Below are 17,960 nucleotides of genomic sequence, written 5' to 3'. Positions count from 1 at the left end.
CCTACCCTTTAATTCCACTAATCGCCAATGATTGAATAAAATGTTTTTGAGCAATTAAAAAGATGACCACACATGGAACCATGGATATAATGGACGCTGCCAATATTAATGGATAATTTGAAGAACCCATATACTGTGCCTGCATCGAGGCAATGACAACTTGCAACGTTTGTTTCTCTGGAGAGTGTAAATAAATCAACGGACCAAGAAAGTCATTCCATATTCCCATAAACCCTAGTGCAGCTTGTGCAGCAATGGCGGGCTTCGCAACTGGTATAACAATCGTAAAGAACGTGCGGATAAATCCACTTCCGTCTATTTTGGCGGCATCTATCAAATCGTCTGGCAATGCACTTTGTAAAAATTGCCTTAAGAAGAACACTACAACAATATTTCCAAATAGCCCTGGGATAATTAATGGAAGTAATGTATCTACCCATTCTAATTTTGAAAACATGATAAATTGCGGAATCATAACTACTGCAAATGGAATCATCATAGTGCCTAAAAGCGCCAAAAAAATCGTTTCTTTAAAAGGAAAGTCAATTTTAGCGAAAGCATAAGCGGCCATTGTCGATGTGAAAATTCCAATCACTAGCACAAAGACGACAACGATTAGCGTATTGATAAACCCACTTAACATCGGAACTTCCTTCCAAACATCAATATAATGATGAAAAGTTGCTGGATTAGGAATCCATTTAGGCGGTATTTGAAAGATGTTTTTTTGATCTTTTAACGAGGTAGAAATGGACCAAACAAAAGGTACAAGCATTGCAGCTGACCCCAACAAAAGTAAAACGAAGGCCCAAATATTAATTATTTTTTCACTTCTCATACCTTAATCCCCCTATCCCTCATAAACCCAATGTTTAGATAATTTAAATTGGATTAAAGTAACAACGAATACAATGACACCGAGTATCCACGCCGTTGCACTTGCATAACCCATGTTGTAATATTTAAAACCATTTTCAAAAATATAGAAAACAATCGTTGCGGCACTGTATTCAGGGCCCCCGTCACTTGCAAGTACATATATTTGACTGAAAGACTGAAACGACCCTATCACACCCATTACAAGTACAAAAAAATGGATAGGTGACAGCAACGGAAAAGTGATCTTTATAAACTTTTGAAAAATATTCGCTCCATCTACTTCCGCGGCTTCATAATATGAATCTGGGATTGATTGAAGTCCCGCTAGATAAAGTATCATCGTACTTCCTACTCCTGCCCAAACTCCAATAATGATTAACGCTGGTTTTACCCAAGATGCATTTCCAAGCCAATTCGGACCTTGTATACCAAACCAATCCCAAAGAGTATTGTTTAAAAGTCCGTAATCATAGTTAAAAATCCACTGCCAAACAAGTGCAACCGCAATAATCGGAGAGATGACCGGAATATAATAAATTGCCCTAAAAACGGAGATTCCTTTAATCTTTCTATTCATCATAACGGCCAATATTAAGGAAATGATCATTCCAATAGGAATTCCAATCATGAGGAAAATGGTATTATAAATGGATTTAAAAACCTTTTCGTCACCTAGAAGCTCTTTATAATTTTGCATACCTGCAAATTTGGGCTTAGTAATTAGATCCCATTCAGTAAAACTTAGACCAATTGACCAAATGGTAGGTATAAGTCCAAATAAAAGAAAACCAATTACCGGTGACGCAACAAACAAATAGGCCCACATAATCTCTTTCTTTTTATACCCGGGAATTTTAGAACGTTTTAGTTTGGAATTGACCGTTATCTCGGTGTCCATAGGCAAATTACTCAACGTTTTCCCTCCTTTTGTTAAAATGGATAAAACATAATCTAGTAAGTTTAAATACTAGATTATGTTTTTCAGATCATTTCAGATTTCCTTTTTTATATAGCTCCTCCATTTTAGGCTTTGCTTCCTTTACCCAATCATCTACTGACATTTCTCCATTCCAGACCTTTGCGGCTTCCTGATTAAAATAATCGAGCCACTGGACATCAGGAGATCTCCAACCATTGTTTGGTTTACCGTAATCTTCAATAATATTAATAAACTCTTGTCGATTTTCTGGAGCACTGTCCATATTTAAAAACTCGTTTTCAGCAAGGCTCTTTAAGTTAGGCACTTGCTGCCCTAATTCCATAAATTGTCTTTGACCATCCTCATCTAATGATAAATAAGAGGCGAGAGCGAATGCTTCCTCAGGATGCTTTGTCTTTTTGGATATGACAAATCCCATAGAGCCAAGCCAAGTTGCCGTTTCCCCAGTATTTGGACTAGCTGGCCAAGGAGCTAAATCCCAGCCAAATGGCAATTCCCAAAAACTTGGTTGATCCCAAGGTCCCATCGGAAACATGGCCACTCCGCCAGATACGAATCTTGTGTAGTTGTTTTGTGCCTTTTCATCATCCTTAGAAGGCGACACTTTATGCTTTCGGCTTAAATCAGCAACAAATTGCATAGCTTCGATAAATTCAGGTGAATCAATTTTCACTTCACCAGTTTCATAATCAATATAGTCTGCACCATTACCCCAGACTGCTGTTTCTAAAGGGAAACCAGCGATTCCATACTGATCTGTTTTTCCATCTCCATTTGTATCTTTTGTTAATTTTTGAGCCGCTGCCAACATATCATTCCATGTCCATTTTCCAACCTCCAGAGGCGGATAATTGACACCAGCTTCATCAAATAAATCCTTATTATATGCCATTGCCCAAGGACCAACATCTTTAGGCAAACCATATAAGTCTCCTCCGCCAACCGATTTACCATCATATCTATATCTATCTAATGCCTGCTCCCAAACGTTATCAGGATTAAAAATATCCGTTTGGTCAAGATATGTTTGAAGATTTAACAACTGATCTGCAGCCACAAATCGTGCAAATTCGGGTCCAGCAGCATAGTACACATCAGGTTGTTTTCCTGATCCAATTAAGGTAGATAGTTTTTGCGAATACTCCGCAGGAGGAACGCTCGTATACTTTACCTTCACATTTGGGTATTTTTCTTCAAAGGATTTAATCACCGACTGAAAGATTTTCTTTTCATCAGGATTTCCATGCCCCATGAAAGATAATTCAATCGTATCGCCATCTTTTCCAGCTTCTCCTCCTGTATTACTTGAGCTACTACTGCATCCTGCGACTAATAGAAACGCACTAAAAAATATTACTAAAAATCCTTTTCTAACCTTCTTCATATTTGACCTCCCAGAAATGTAATCACTTACATTTTTCATGTTATTAGAATAATAGAATAATAAATATACTAATATTAGTATAAAATAGTATAAGTATACGATTTTTTTATAAAAAAATACCTAATAAGCTCTTTGACTTATTAGGCATTAATCAATATTTGTTTGATTTTAAAAATTCGACCGGTACAAAAACTCTTCTAGGATTATATTGGCCTTCAAGCTGCTCTTGCAATAACTCTATCGTTTGTTTACTGCATTCTTCTATATTTTGTTGGATATAAGAAATCCCTTCTTTGCCCGAATCATCAAAAGATATGATCTCAATCTCCCTAGAATATTTCTTTTTAATCTTGTCCACTGCTATCTTCGTATAAACTGCTAATTCAGCATTCATAATAAAAAGAGCGGTAACATCAGGATTACTTAATAAAAACTTTTCAATTAATAAGGGAGCTTGTTCAATCGAAATCTTATGGAAATTCATTAATAACCATAAATTTTTATTTACAACTAAACCACTTTTTAAAAAAGCTTGTTCAAAGCCATTTGATCTTTCAACGGTAACGGTATTGGTAATGAGCGGTGAAATCAAGCCAATATGTTCATGACCATCACGAATCAAATAAGAAATTGCCTCAAATGTACCTTTTTCATTTTCGGAAGAAACACTATACGTTCTTATATTTTCTAAATATCGATCAATTAATACTAAAGGAAATTTATCCAGTGAAAGCCTGAGTATGGATTCATTATATGTTTCTTTTTCGGTCGGAAAAATAATGATTCCTTTCGTCCCTAATTCATGAAACATTTCAATAGCATTACTTTCCTCAAACTGAGACTCCCTCGTAATCTTGATGATCAAATTATATTTATACTTTGAAGCGTAAATTTCAATATAATTCACAAACTCTTGTTCAATCTTCGTTTTCATACTTGGCAATATAAGTCCTACAATACCATTTGAATGGTTTTTCATATTATTAGACAAGCGATTTGTTTTATGTACCAGATCACTCTCTATAACGAATGTCCCTTTACCCCTTATCCTTTTTACAATTCCCTCCTCAGCAAGTCCATTAAGTGCGTTCTTCGTGGTGATTTGGCTGACATGAAATTTTTCCATTAATTCTTTTTCCGAGTAAACCAAATCTCCAAGCCGCAACTCCCCAGAAAGTATCTGTTCTTTAATATATTGTTTTATCTGTTGATACAAAGGTACGTTATTAATACTTCATCACCTATGTTCCTTATATACTAACTATACCTTATAACCTAACCTTATATTTGTCTATCTTTTAGTTTAAAAATCCAGAAGTTTTCCCGTTAACGTCCAAGATTACTTGAACTAAAAAGAACCAAGTTTATCAAAACTCGGTTCTTTTTTCATATATTTCATAACACCAACAAACAAGCAGCAGCAATGGGAGTTACGATCATCCCCGTTTTTAATAGCTTTTGTGGGGCTCGTCTCGTAAGTTTCGCTCCGATATAAGACCCGGTCATTGTACCAATTAATACGGTAAATAATAGTTGAAGGTCTAAACTTCCTGCCCAGAAATATCCGGCTCCTCCGGCTGTTGCAATTGGTAATATAATAAGCATGGATGTCCCGGCCGCCATCCTCATTGGTAATCCTAACAGCAACATCAACCCTACTTGAATAAAAGGTGTGGAACCAATACCAAATGTTCCAGATAAGAAACCAGTTACGATTCCGATAACGATGGCTAAAATCCAATAGCGGATTGTTTTTTTATCCAATTGTACATACTCATCTGAAGCTAATACTAATCTTAAAAATAAGGCAAGACTCGATAATGCCAACATTCCTGCTGTTAACCAAGCCATTGTCGACCCAGGAATCGAAAAGGCTACCCTTGTTCCAAACCATGCCGCAATGGCCCGGTAATTCCAACAATGATTCCACTTTTTATATCCGTATTCTTTTCACGAATCTGACTTACTGTTCCAGATAAAGTCGTAAACATCATGGCTGCAAGTGCTGTCCCCATAGCAATATGGATGGGATAACCAAATAGTACCGTTAATATCGCAATCATAAAACCGGAGCCGCCAGCCCCAATAAATCCTAGCAATAACCCGGTTAAGAGCATGACAAAAATTAATTCAATCGTTTCCAAAACTCCATCTCCCAAAATATACACTAGCTAGTTTCTTCTATACACCGGTTCTTGAAATACATATCGAAAAACCTCATGAAAATATCTTAACTCTTCGTTTCTGTTTTTACTTGTTTAAATAACCAATCAATCATTTCTTGATTCTGATAAGCAGGTACCCACGATCCATGATTATAACCTTTATCCGATGGATATTCGGTGTATATAGGCTTTCCACCTACGTTTTCAATACTATTAATTATATTACGAGAATACTCGACAGGTATAATCTCATCGTCTTCTGCATGGAAATTCCAAATAGGCTTATACTTTAGTAATTCTGCCTTTTCAGGATCTCCGCCACCCGCAATTGGAACCATAGCTGCAAATAAATCTGGATATAACATATTTAAATTATATGTTCCGAATCCCCCTTGGGATAAACCTGTAATATATAAGCGATTTCGATCAATAGGATATTCTTCTATTACATTTTCGAGTATTTCATGAGCCAATAATAGGTCATCACCCATTTCAAATACTCTACTTAATTCGATCTTTTCATTAATTGTCGCATCCCTTGTAAGTCCAAAGCCACCATTTGAACCATCACGTGCCTGCGGTGCCAAAACAAATGCTGGATTTTCCTCTTGGTTTTCGGGAGTCGCCCAAATTACAGCACCGTCATAAGCAATCAAATGCTTAATATTATCATCCCCGCGCTCCCCTCCACCATGTAAAAACATCACGAGCGGATATGATCGGTTTGAATCATAATTCTCTGGTACATATAAACGATAAGGCATTGATTTATATGTAAAACTCAAAAATTTTTCTGCAATAGATTTTCTTGTTTCAAAAGATATCATTTCACTATACACCTCTTTCTTTTATTCTTCTAGCATAGCAGCTGTATTAATCCAGTATCGTATTGGCCACTTATTCTCCTTCCCTTTTTTAGATTTGCTCACTATATTTAGATATTTTATCATTACAATTACGTCCAATGGATATTTTAATTGAATTAATGGATAAGGGGAATTTATGAATTATGTATGAGATCTACAGAAAGAATGTAGTAAAAACTCTACTGTTTTAAACAAGTAGGTTAATAAAATTTGCTGCCTACGGTATTAAAGAAATTTTTATTTATTCTTGGCTATGTTAAATTCTAATTGTTGATATGTGACCATTAGAAAACCGCCTTGGTTGAAAAGGCGGTTTATTGAGCTATCGTATCCGTTATGTGAAGGGATTGAGTAATCTACCTTTTTTGAATCGATTCAGCTATTCATCTTTGATAACAGGCAACAAATAATCAAGAATAATCTTCTGTCCCTTTTCTAGCGGTGTGCAGTATCGGTCATATGTGTAGACATCACACCAATAAAAGTTTTCAAAGTCAATTTTGTAACCTGTTTTCTCGATTGCTTCGAAACAAATTAAGTATGCACTATCAATAATATCGTTAAGGTTGTCAGCTTCAATCCATATCTTGGCAACCGTTCCATCGGGTATATTTTCTGCATACATGTTTTCTGGAACAGGTGCATCAAGTTCTACATATTTACCTATGATATATTGAAAATTATCTTTTCCTTCAAATTTACTCATATGTCCAAGTCCAACATAATCATCAATATCTTTGCAAATCCACGGTTCAACTTCTTGTTTTATTTTATCAAAAACGCCTTCCTTGAATGCCGCCCCCCAACATTCTTCTCCGGCTTTTTGAAATGAGGTCATTTTCATCATCCCCACAACTTTCCGACTTCCAAATTGTGCATACTCAATTTTTTTCAGCTCTGCCATAATTCGTTTGCCTCCTACAATTCTAATATTTGTAAAGGAGGTGCGTGGAAGATCATTAAGTTTTCCTCTACCCGACCTAACACTAGAGGGTGAAACATTGTGATGCTCCTTGAAAGCTCTTGTAAAAGATGCGTGAGAATTGAAGCCATATTTTATAGCTATATCGATGACTTTTTCATTGCTATTTCTTATATCATGACCCGCTAGGGTTAATCGCCGCCGCCTTAAGTACTCATTAATTGAAATTCCTGTAATATATGTAAAAATACGCTGAAATAATGGGGCTGGGCAACCTGCAATTTTAGAAATCACGCTATAATCAATCTCATTAGAAGACTGTATAATATTCTCTAAGTATTCCACTACGCTCTCAAAAGCGTTAAGATTATCCATTAGGCACCTCCTCTCTAATAAAATTATAGGAATATTTTCATAACATCGCTTTGCATGAACTGAACATTTTTTGTTAAGAATCCGCAATATAATAATTCCATTATATATCCCGCTTGTCCTTCTATTTAATTGTGCTAGTCTGCCTGTTAGCTTAGCAAAAATAAATAGAAAGCCGAAGTTTGGTATTCGTTTCGGTCAAAGTAAACAGGCACGATTTGGCCAACATATTTTTCTTATTCGATGCGGTACTCTCATAATCCTTGCTGTCTAAGTATCGAAACCGAGCCAAATAGTGCTGTAAATACTTCGTAGCAACACCATTAAAGCGATCCATCCATTTCTTTAAGCGGCTGTGGTAGCTGTTTACGTTTTGGATATGGTACACACCTTTAACAAGTTGTTTTCCGTCGGACTTGAATCGGTAATGAGCCAAGCTTTTTGAATGCCACGCTATTTGGCTTTTCGGCCCCATTTACGTGGCTTACGTTCGGCAATATTTCGCTTGCCATTTTCTGAATACGGAGAGTAGGTCTCACATTTCAGCAATATCTTGAAATACTTCGGTTGGAACCTGTTTTAAATATCACTCTTCTCATAGAACGTTTAATTGCAATTGTTAAATATCAACCTCAAAGTTTAACATAAATGAACATTTTCGAAACTAAAAAAGGTAACCATAGACAAACACTTCGTCATCACCTTAGAAAATAGTCTCCGAAACTACTAAAAATGGCTGATTAGGATACCGCCGCTTATCACGTCAGAAAATTTGCAAATGTAAAATATATGTTATAACATTACTTCTGTATTATTTTTCTGATAGTTTGTAAAGCATTAGTATAAGTAGGTAAATTGTTACTACCTTTAGTACAAAGAGTCCGAAGTGAAAATGGTGATCTTTAGTGGAGAATACTTTTAATACAGCGTTTAAGAGAAATATGCCCGAATGCTCTCAACCAGTTGCAGTAGATTTACACATATTAAACAAAGAGATATTCATCCAGAGAGTTCCATCACTTAACGCAAAAAGCCCTAAATTAATCATTTTGGAAATTGACCCTAATCTTAACTTACATAAAATGATCCAATCATACGCAGACCAAAACGTAATTATGGCTTTATGGATTTCGAATAAAGAAATGAAACAACTCCCCGACTTATTCAAAATGAACATTCAAGGCTACTTTCTGAAAGGAATGAATGCAGGAGAGCTACAAGTTGCTATAACTAGTATGTTAAATGGACTTCAATACATTCATCCAAAATTAGTCCCTATTTTACTACGAAGTTATAAGAATATCCGTGCGGAAAAAAGACCAAAGAAACTTTTATCACAAAGAGAATGGGAAATATTAGAACAAATCGTCCATGGAAAAAACACTGAAACAATAAGTGAGCATTTAAACATTGCTCGTAAAACAGTCAAAAATCATATAGGAAATATACTTAAAAAATTGAATGTAGACGACAGAACAAGCGCAGCTGTAATAGCGATTAAGAATCGGTGGGTGATCTTATAATATATTGGCAACTTTTCATATTAAAAACCGATTATTATAGACCCAGGCTTAGCTTTGTCTTATAAATAGAAAAGCTTCAATTTCTCAATTTGTAATAAATCTGCTTCAGGAAGTTATCTATTACTACTATTTATTAATAAAATGATCCTTCCAATCTGGCTTTATAAAAAAATATTATCTTATAAATTTTTTTTATAAAGGAAAAAAGGGATCATTCACTTACATGATCCCTCTAGATATATTAAAAAGTAGTATTCCTATCAATAGGCTTTTCAAAAATGGAGATATATAATCATGATATACCTGTAAATTATCCCAAGTCCCCACTTACTTTTCTACCAAAAAGAAAGTACAATTAAGGACCTAAGTCCTCAATCTAATACCAGACCTAATCTTTCATACTGTTCAGCAGGAGCATCATTTTCTTGCATTAGTTTAATTAAGTGTTTAGTCATTTTCTTTTCAATTTCATCATTAACTAATACTTCCTCTTGTTTTGGATCCTTTTCGAGATCAAACAAAAGATGTGAGTATTTCCGTCCACCAAAAAAGCGTAAGCCTCTTATTTTTAGTACTTTACATTCTTTAGTGAATGTAAAAGGGTCAGCTAATTCAAGATCCTTTAATATCTGAGTTGGTGTTGAATTAAATCCAAATAAAGGAACTAATGTATAGTTATAAAGAGGTCCTCCTGACTCATCAATAGGCGCTCTCATGTATACATATCTGCCATCCGTGCAATTCACGTGTTCTCCATGGATCCCAAATAATGCAGCTTCTCGGATTGGTTCTTTCTTTGAAATTACATTCGTTAAAGGTTGACCAAGCATGTGCTCTGGTATATCAACTTGGAAATAGTCTAATAGCGTCGGTGCAATATCAATTGTTTGAACTAAACATTCATTCTCCATATTCTGTTTTCCACTTCTAGGATCCCAAATAAACAGTGGAATATTTGCAATTTCATTGTAGTGAGGCATAATATTTTTCCCCCACCAGCCATGCTCGCCCAATAAAAAACCATGGTCGGTATTTACAATTAATAATGTATCTTCCCATAAATTGAGCTCGTCCATAGTGTCTAGAACTTTACCAAGATAGTTATCACACATACTTACGACGGCGGCATATTCCATACGGATATGATTGTTAATATCAGGGTTTTCATCTGCTCTTTGATAATCGGGCCAATCAAAATGCGGACCATCATATTCATGCGGATATAAATCTTTATATTTTTGCGGACTGAAAAAAGGTTCGTGTGGACTAAAACATTCCAACTGAAGGAACCAATTCGTTTCATTTTTATTTGTTCGAATGAAATCAAGACCTAAATCTACTGTACACTTAAGGGGATGCTGGTCCTCTTCTTGCATATACTTGCGATTTATCCAATCTTGGCGGCATCTTTCTGGATTTCTATTATTTAAGGTATCTATCGTTTCCGGATCACCAACCTCTCCTTTCCATGCATCACCTTCTTGACCACGAACACTTTCCCATGTACTAAATTTCGTATGGTAAGTGGATGCATTATCCTCCCAATAATGGTAATGATCTGTTACTAGATGCGTATAAACTCCGTTTTCCTTCAATATTTGCGGCATCGAATCATCGAAAGGTTCAAGAGGACCCCAGCTTCTATGCAAAAAATTATATCTCCCCGTATGTAGTTCCCTTCTTGCCGGCATACATGGCAGACTTCCCGCATAACATTTAGCAAATTTCACCGTTTTTTCTGCTAAGCGTACAAAATTTGGAGCCTGTACCCAATCACATCCATAAGGAGGGAGCATATGACGATTTAATGAATCAAACATCAGCATGATTGCTTTCATCTATTAGTCACTCCAATCAGTTCTTTCTTCCATTTTTCAATGTTTCCCTTCAGTTCTTTAACAATTTCCGGATGCTTTTCTGAGAGGTTCTCCCTTTCACCAGGATCATCAGCCAAATTTGATAAATGAACAGCATCTGCTTGTTTTCGGCTAAAATCTAATTTCCCATCGAGAACCAATTTCCAATTACCATTACGTATCGCTAACTGTCCGCTATATTCCCAAAAAAGATGATCATGCGGACTGCCTGTATCATTTTTTACCATATCCACAATACTTTTTCCGTCTATTAAGTGGTTCTCCGGTAAAGGAATGCCTGCTAATTCTAGAATGGTGGGCAGTATATCCATCATAGCGCCTACCTCCTTACAGACCTTCCCCTGTGGAAGTGAAGATGGATAGCTTATAATGGCCGGCTCCCGTATTCCACCCTCAAATAGGCTCGCTTTATGCCCGCGGAATATACCTGCCGAACCACCATAATATAAATCCTCATTCCCATCTAAATAATTTCTTGATTCCGTAGAAGGCCCGTTATCACTTGAAAAGAAAATAATCGTATCTTCATATTCATTCATTTCTTTTAAAGTATTTATAACCAATCCAATTCCATCATCCATCGCCGTAATCATTGCCGCCATGATTTGACGGTCTGGGGATAAATGGGAATACTTGTCTAAGTACTTTTGTGGTGCATGCATTGGATAATGCGGGGCATTAAATGGTAAATAGAGAAAAAATGGCTGATCTTGATCTTTTTTTATAAAATCAACAGCTTTTTGTGCTATGACTTCCGTTAAATACTCCCCATTACGCCAAACCTCTTCATTATTATTCCATAAATCGTGAACCGGGTTTACTCCATCACCTTGCCCCCAATAATAAATATGAGAATAATAGTCCACACACCCTCCATGAAATCCAAAAAACTCATCAAATCCATGTGCATTTGGGTTGTTTTCATTCGTCGTGCCCAAATGCCACTTACCAAATATTCCAGTCCGATACCCACTTGACTTTAATATATTTGCAATCGTGATTTGATTTTCTGCTAATCCCGATGTTCCTCTTTTACTCCCAAGAATTTCGCTAATCCCGGCATTTGCCGGATAACGCCCCGTCAAAAGCGATGCCCGCGACGGCGAACAAACCGGAGAATTCGAATACCAATCCGTAAATCTAACTCCCTCAGTAGCTAATTGGTCCAGGTTCGGTGTCTTAATCTCCTCTGACCCATAACAACTTAAATCCCCATATCCCAAATCATCAGCATAAATCACAACAACATTCGGTTTTTTCATTTTTTTCACCAACCTTAGTTATAAAGATTACATCTTACTTGACGTTCATTTGATAATGAGTAAAAAGGTATTGAAGACTTTCTACACTCTTCTGTTGCGAATGGGCATCTATTTTGAAATTTACAACCCATTTTTGGCAGTGCTGTTTTTGAAGGTTCGATAGCCTCTATTAATGTATTATTTTCTTTCCAAGGATCTGGCGATGATTGAAGAAGTAGTTTTGTATAAGGATGTTTCGGGTCATTTATTACTTCCTCTGAATCTCCTATTTCTACAATTTCGCCCGCGTACATCACCATAATACGATCAGCCATATAACGTGCACTACCAAGATTATGAGTAATTAAAATAAATGATAGATTTCTATTGTCTCTTAGATCTAACAATAAATTCATAATTTCTATTCCAATTGATACATCCAACATAGAAGTAGGTTCATCAGCCACAATAATTTCTGGCTCTAATCCTAAAACACGTGCGATAATCACACGTTGTTTCTGTCCTCCAGAGATTTGGTAAGGATACTTATCAATAAAATCTTCGGCAGGTGTTAATCCAACTTGAGTTAACAATTCCAATACTTTTTTACGAATAGACCCTTCTGATTTACCTCTTAATTGCAATGGTCTTCCAATTGCATAACCAATAGAATGATGTGGATTCAATGCAGCAAAAGGATCTTGAAAGATCATTTGAACCCTTTCAGGAAGAACCCTTTGAAACTTTTTATCTTTTATGCTTATACCATCATAGTAAATTTCACCCGAGGTTGGTTTAATCAAATTTGTTAATATTCTAGCAGTAGTGCTTTTACCACTCCCGGACTCACCGACAATAGCAAGCACCTCTTTATCTTTCAAATTAAAACTCACGTCTTGAACCGCCTGAAAATGAGTTTTCTTGAAACTTTTACGGGAGGTAAAGACTTTATTAATCTCCTCAACTCGTAACCGATATGTTGTCGTCAATCTTCTCCGCTCCCTTACTATATAAATGACAAGCAACTAATCCTTTATTATCGCTAATCATTCTCGGTTCACTGATTTTACATTCAGGCATGGCATGTGCGCATCTAGGGTGAAAACTGCAACCTGGGGGTGGAGTAATCAAATCGGGTGGAGTACCCGGGATACCTTTTAACCTTCTTTTTTCTCCTCTTAAAGGAGGAAATGAGTTTAATAACCCTTGAGTATAAGGGTGTCGTGCACCTTTTAATAATTCTTCCCTTTCCATGACTTCCACAAGTTCACCCGCATACATCACACCAACACGATCACATATTTCTAACATTAGTGGTAAATCATGGGTAATAAAAAGAATTGAAAATCCAAATTCCTTTTGTAACTCAATTATTTTTTTTATGATACCGCTTTGAATTACCACATCTAGTGCAGTTGTCGGTTCATCCATAATGATTAATTTAGGATTCAAAGCTAAAGCCATCGCAATGACTACCCGTTGGCGCATGCCGCCGGATAATTCATGAGGAAAACTTCTTAGTCTATCTTCTTGAATATCCACTAACGATAATAAGTATTTAGCATGATTTAAAGCATCTTTTATAGTCATTTTCTTATGTGCCAAAATAGCATCAATTAATTGATCTTGAATTTTAATTACCGGATTTAAGTTATTCATGGCACTTTGCAGAACAATCGACATTTCAGACCAGCGTACTCTATCAAACTCCTGGTCAGAGAGTTTAGTAAGTTCTAGACCCTCCAATGTAATACTTCCTCCTGTAATCATGGCAGGAGGGCGCAACAAACGGCTAATACCAAAAGCTGTTGTTGATTTTCCACAGCCAGACTCGCCGACTAAACCAAAAATTTCGCCTTTTTCAATTGTAAAACTTACATTGCGTACAGCTTTAACTCCGCCTCTTGGGGAGTCATATTCAATATTTAAATTCTTCACCTTAAGAAGGTCATTCATAGGTAGACTCTCCTTTTACTAGTATTTACAAAGCAGCATTTCCTCTAGTAGATTGATAACGGTCGAGGATGCCATTTCCTATTAAAATAAATCCAAAGCACAGACCTGCTATAGCTAGGCCGGGCGGTAATAGCCACCACCAAGCATTGAACATTATAGCGTTATTTGCATGTGCTAGTGAGAGGATTGTCCCCCAACTTACTGCCGTCGGGTCTCCCAAGCCCAAAAAGCTCAAGCCTGCTTCTGCAAGCACAGCCTGTGTCGTGACTAATACTAAATTAGCTAAGATAACAGGAATAATGTTTGGCATAATTTCCCTAAACATTATTTCGATATCACTCATTCCAGCCATTCTAGCGGCCTCGACATATCCACTTTCCCTTTCGGACATTGTTTGACTGCGTATACTTCTTGCCATGTAAAGCCAGCTTAATAGCCCAATAATAAGAATCGTACTCATGACACCCATAGATGGAAGAAATGAGGCAAGGATGATCATTAAGGCAAGTGTTGGAATGATTAGAAATAAATCAACAATTCTCATCAATCCTCCTCCGATCCATCCACCTTTATACCCTGCTACAAGACCTACTAAAATACCAATTACTGTAGTTATAAAACCGGCTACTATTCCTACAAGCAATGATGTCTGGGTACCATAAATCATTTGAGAAAGAACATCTTGACCATAACTATCAGTCCCTAACCAATGTTTTCCCGATGGTGCTAACCATGATTCAAATGCAATATTATTTTTCTTATATGGTGCTATACTAGAACCAAAAATGGCGATAATTACAAAAACTAAAATGATGGAAAATCCTAACTTCCCTTTTATGCCAGGAAATAGGTTCCAAAAAGCTTTTACTAAAGAGAAAAGTCTTTTCATTTATTTGCCTCCTATTCCAATGCTACACGTGGGTCAATAAACGGATACATAATATCCGCGATTAGGTTTGCAATAATGACCGAGATGGCTATAAATAAAAATGATCCTTGTATTAACGGAAAATCGTGATTGAGGATTGCATTAAAAGTAAGTAATCCAACACCCGGATATGAAAAAACGATTTCCATCGTTAAAGCCCCACCAATAACATGGCCAAGAGTAATCATTAAACCTGTGAAAGATGGTAAAAGAGCATTTCTGGCACCATAGATATATTTACGTCTCCTTGTAGATAGACCTTTCGCTTTCGCAAGAAGCATATAATCCTCAGATAATACACTCATTAGATTGTTCCTTAATACGAGAATATGTCCCGCCAATGAAGCAATAACCATCGTAACAACTGGTAAAATGGCATGTTTTATAATAGCTGCAACCTTTCCCATAAATGTTAAAGTGTCATAATCAGACGGTATAGCTTTTCCCAATGGGAGCCAGTCTAAATGAAATGAGAAAATCATAATCATAATAATACCTATCCAAAAGTAAGGTACCGAATTAAGAAAAAATGAAGTAAATAAGGATGTATTGTCAAACAAAGATCCGGATTTCCATGCCCCTTTAATCCCAATCATCCATCCAATCGCATAACTAAATAAAGTAGCAATCAAAACTGTTCCTAACGTCCAAGGTAAAGCCTTCAATACAACTTCAATGACTGGTGCAGGATAGTTTACATATGAGATCCCCATATTTCCTTGAAAGAGCTGGATAAGATATTGCTTATATTGAAAAAATATATTCGAACTTTCCAAACCAAATTGTTTCTTTAATGCTTCTGCTACTTCAGGTGAACCGAGTGCCATTTCAGATGCTAATGTATCCGCTGGGTTTCCCCCCATTAAACGTGGCAGCAAGAAATTCACAGTGATTGCAACAAAAAGTGTTATTAACGCAAACCCGATTCTTTTCAAGACATAAACATAATTTAATCGCAAACCACTATTCCTCCATTCGGGGAGGTAGCCTTTACACTACCCCCATAAAATATATCTTTATTTTTTTTCAATTTTAGATAAAGATAGTGCTGAATATACCGGAACATCTTCATCAAAATTAGTAAATTCATCAGTTCGGTATGGAATATGGCCACCGACATTATACATAACCGCTATTGGGGCTGTTTCTGCGATACGCTGTTGAATCTTTGCATACAATTCCTTTCTGACCTCGGGTTCCGCACCAAACGCTTCATCTAACCACTGATCTACTTCACTATCTTTAAAGCGCATATAATTTAAACCACTTGTGTTTTCTCCAATAGGTGCTGTCATTTTACTATGGAACACCTCTAAGGAAGCTTGTGGATCTGGTGGAAATGATAAACCATTTTGCAGTAAATCAAAGTCACCCGCCATTGCCAACTTAGTTAATTCAGGCCATGTCACCAATTTTACAGAAGTCTTAATACCAGCTTCCTCTAGCCATTGAGTAATCATAGTTCCTTCCTTGTTTTGTGCGGGAGCATTTGCAGCCATATTATAGACAAAAGAAAGTTCTTTTCCGTCTTTTTCATAGATTCCTTTTGAATTTAACTTATAACCTGCACCTTCCAAGACTTTCTTAGCCTCTTCAGTGTTATAGCTATAGCTTGGATCATCAAAAAGATCATCGACTGCCATATCCCCGAATACCTTAGGAAGGAAACCAGGATTCGCAGGGAACACAGCATTCATTTCGCCCTTCTCAATCAATGACTTTCTATCAATAGCTAATTGTATTGCCTTACGAACTGCCGGATCATTTAATCCTGACTTCTCGTTATTCATAATTACACTAAATACAGTTAATCCTGGATATACTTGCATTTTATTGACAGGGTTCTCTAATAATTTCGGAATACTTGGCATGGCAACAGTACCCGTGGAGGCGTGTACTTCACCTTTTTCCAAAGCTAATGTAAGGGTGGAGGAATTATTATAACGATCAATGATTAACTGATCTATTTTCGGAGCACCATTAAAATAATCAGCATTCCTGTCTAATGTAATAGCGCTTTCATTTACACCCTTAAATATAAATGGTCCTGTACCGATTGGTTCTTTATTCAAGTAAGTCGATGGATCTTCACTTCCAAATGCATGTTTCGCTACTATATAAACAGTAGATAGATAGTAAGGCAATGAAGGAAATTTATCATCTAAATTAAAATTAACCTTATTTCCATCCACGACCACTTCTTGTAATCGCTTTTCTCCCCAAATTTGGTAACGATCTAAGGCTTTGTTCTCTTTTAACGCATTAAATGTAAAAAGGACATCTTCGGCAGTGAATTCCTCTCCATCATGCCATTTAACTCCATCTTGCAGCTCAATCGTATAGGTTTTCTGATCCTCGGACCATGTTCCCATTTCAGCTGCAAGGATAGGCATTAATTCTCCTTCAACTGGGTTAAAGTAAAATAAGGAGTCATAAATATAATCGAATAAGTTGGACCAGTTTCCGGTAGCAAGCAAAGGATTAAAATTTGATACTTGCTCTGGATTAATAGTTTCACCTAAATGAAATTGCACTTTACCACTTGAATTTTTCTTTCCACCATTATTGCCTGTTGCATTTTGATCTGCCGAACATCCAACTATAAAACTCAGCAACGCGATTGATATAAGTAATAATAAGATCCTTTTGCCTCTCATTTTCTTCAATTCCTCCCTATATTTTAAATAGCATTCAAAAGTTACTCAGTTATTTTATCCCCCTTTTTCTAATTTGTTTAAAAGGTTAGATTATATTGAACATTTAATCAATGGATTATTTTTGATGTAATGTCACTATCATGCTTTTCGTTCCAATCGATGACTCTCCTCTTTCTTTACAACACGAATAGCCCTCTTTTGATATCGTGTACTATTCTTGCAACCCTGTATGTAGTGCTGTCATAATCAA

General features: G+C 36.3%; 14 protein-coding genes and 2 pseudogenes. 1 reads left to right on the top strand and 15 read right to left on the bottom strand.

All coding sequences use genetic code 11. The features are described 5' to 3' along the window. Window position 1 precedes the first annotated feature (1 nt). From KHA96_RS12365 to KHA96_RS23530, 8 genes and pseudogenes are all read right to left on the bottom strand, one after another. Entirely contained in the window at window positions 2–838 is an 837-nt protein-coding gene (locus tag KHA96_RS12365) for a carbohydrate ABC transporter permease (protein ID WP_213129578.1), read from the bottom strand. Between the two features lie 12 nt (window positions 839–850). Next, window positions 851–1,777: a carbohydrate ABC transporter permease gene (locus KHA96_RS12360; protein ID WP_213129941.1), complete on the bottom strand. Its 927-nt coding sequence runs from the start codon at window positions 1,775–1,777 to the stop codon at window positions 851–853. 88 nt (window positions 1,778–1,865) lie between these two features. After that, window positions 1,866–3,203 carry an ABC transporter substrate-binding protein gene (locus KHA96_RS12355; protein WP_249315489.1) on the bottom strand — a complete coding sequence of 446 codons (1,338 nt, stop codon included), beginning with the start codon at window positions 3,201–3,203 and terminating at the stop codon, window positions 1,866–1,868. A 151-nt stretch (window positions 3,204–3,354) separates the two neighbouring features. Continuing rightward, entirely contained in the window at window positions 3,355–4,419 is a 1,065-nt protein-coding gene (locus tag KHA96_RS12350) for a GntR family transcriptional regulator (protein ID WP_283248453.1), read from the bottom strand. 179 nt (window positions 4,420–4,598) lie between these two features. Then, a pseudogene (locus tag KHA96_RS12345) lies at window positions 4,599–5,320 on the bottom strand (sulfite exporter TauE/SafE family protein). Between the two features lie 113 nt (window positions 5,321–5,433). Beyond that, entirely contained in the window at window positions 5,434–6,195 is a 762-nt protein-coding gene (locus KHA96_RS12340) for a carboxylesterase family protein (RefSeq protein ID WP_213129576.1), read from the bottom strand. Between the two features lie 418 nt (window positions 6,196–6,613). Beyond that, window positions 6,614–7,531, bottom strand: coding sequence for a helix-turn-helix domain-containing protein (locus KHA96_RS12335; RefSeq protein ID WP_213129575.1), 918 nt, complete (start codon window positions 7,529–7,531; stop codon window positions 6,614–6,616). A gap of 195 nt (window positions 7,532–7,726) precedes the next feature. After that, window positions 7,727–7,955, bottom strand: a pseudogene (locus KHA96_RS23530) (IS1595 family transposase); the annotation flags it as partial. A 478-nt stretch (window positions 7,956–8,433) separates the two neighbouring features. Here KHA96_RS23530 and KHA96_RS23365 point away from each other — a divergent pair. Further along, window positions 8,434–9,051, top strand: a complete 618-nt coding sequence (locus KHA96_RS23365; RefSeq protein WP_213129574.1) for a response regulator transcription factor — start codon at window positions 8,434–8,436, stop codon at window positions 9,049–9,051. A 371-nt stretch (window positions 9,052–9,422) separates the two neighbouring features. Here KHA96_RS23365 and KHA96_RS12325 read toward each other — a convergent pair whose 3' ends face one another. Genes KHA96_RS12325 through KHA96_RS12295 form a run of 7 tightly spaced genes read right to left on the bottom strand, consistent with a single transcriptional unit; the run spans window position 9,423 to window position 17,710 of the window. Further along, window positions 9,423–10,889 carry a sulfatase gene (locus tag KHA96_RS12325; protein ID WP_213129573.1) on the bottom strand — a complete coding sequence of 489 codons (1,467 nt, stop codon included), beginning with the start codon at window positions 10,887–10,889 and terminating at the stop codon, window positions 9,423–9,425. Further along, entirely contained in the window at window positions 10,886–12,190 is a 1,305-nt protein-coding gene (locus tag KHA96_RS12320) for a sulfatase-like hydrolase/transferase (RefSeq protein ID WP_213129572.1), read from the bottom strand. Before KHA96_RS12320 ends, KHA96_RS12325 begins: the two co-directional genes overlap by 4 nt. A gap of 14 nt (window positions 12,191–12,204) precedes the next feature. Continuing rightward, the gene (locus KHA96_RS12315) at window positions 12,205–13,158 is read right to left on the bottom strand and encodes an ABC transporter ATP-binding protein (RefSeq protein WP_213129571.1); all 954 of its coding nucleotides are present in this window, start codon (window positions 13,156–13,158) and stop codon (window positions 12,205–12,207) included. Next, window positions 13,130–14,125, bottom strand: a complete 996-nt coding sequence (locus KHA96_RS12310) for an ABC transporter ATP-binding protein (RefSeq protein WP_213129570.1) — start codon at window positions 14,123–14,125, stop codon at window positions 13,130–13,132. Before KHA96_RS12310 ends, KHA96_RS12315 begins: the two co-directional genes overlap by 29 nt. A gap of 25 nt (window positions 14,126–14,150) precedes the next feature. Next, a complete protein-coding gene (locus tag KHA96_RS12305) occupies window positions 14,151–15,014 on the bottom strand; it encodes an ABC transporter permease (protein ID WP_213129569.1) in 864 nt (287 codons plus the stop codon). An 11-nt stretch (window positions 15,015–15,025) separates the two neighbouring features. After that, window positions 15,026–16,012 (bottom strand): ABC transporter permease, encoded by a 987-nt coding sequence (locus KHA96_RS12300; protein ID WP_213129568.1) that lies wholly within the window; start codon window positions 16,010–16,012, stop codon window positions 15,026–15,028. Between the two features lie 57 nt (window positions 16,013–16,069). After that, window positions 16,070–17,710: an ABC transporter substrate-binding protein gene (locus KHA96_RS12295; RefSeq protein WP_213129567.1), complete on the bottom strand. Its 1,641-nt coding sequence runs from the start codon at window positions 17,708–17,710 to the stop codon at window positions 16,070–16,072. Window positions 17,711–17,960: the final 250 nt, after the last annotated feature.

It is taken from the genome of Bacillus sp. FJAT-49711, assembly GCF_018343715.1.
Taxonomy (GTDB): Bacteria; Bacillota; Bacilli; order Bacillales; family Bacillaceae_C; genus Lederbergia.
This window is presented reverse-complemented; position numbering and strand designations above follow the sequence as displayed.

Coding starts and splice junctions, on each gene's coding strand:
- KHA96_RS12365 (WP_213129578.1), bottom strand. CDS start 838: ATGAGAAGTGAAAAAATAATTAATATTTGGGCCTTCGTTTTACTTTTG.
- KHA96_RS12360 (WP_213129941.1), bottom strand. CDS start 1,777: ATGGACACCGAGATAACGGTCAATTCCAAACTAAAACGTTCTAAAATT.
- KHA96_RS12355 (WP_249315489.1), bottom strand. CDS start 3,203: ATGAAGAAGGTTAGAAAAGGATTTTTAGTAATATTTTTTAGTGCGTTT.
- KHA96_RS12340 (WP_213129576.1), bottom strand. CDS start 6,195: ATGATATCTTTTGAAACAAGAAAATCTATTGCAGAAAAATTTTTGAGT.
- KHA96_RS12335 (WP_213129575.1), bottom strand. CDS start 7,531: ATGGATAATCTTAACGCTTTTGAGAGCGTAGTGGAATACTTAGAGAAT.
- KHA96_RS12325 (WP_213129573.1), bottom strand. CDS start 10,889: ATGAAAGCAATCATGCTGATGTTTGATTCATTAAATCGTCATATGCTC.
- KHA96_RS12320 (WP_213129572.1), bottom strand. CDS start 12,190: ATGAAAAAACCGAATGTTGTTGTGATTTATGCTGATGATTTGGGATAT.
- KHA96_RS12310 (WP_213129570.1), bottom strand. CDS start 14,125: ATGAATGACCTTCTTAAGGTGAAGAATTTAAATATTGAATATGACTCC.
- KHA96_RS12305 (WP_213129569.1), bottom strand. CDS start 15,014: ATGAAAAGACTTTTCTCTTTAGTAAAAGCTTTTTGGAACCTATTTCCT.
- KHA96_RS12295 (WP_213129567.1), bottom strand. CDS start 17,710: ATGAGAGGCAAAAGGATCTTATTATTACTTATATCAATCGCGTTGCTG.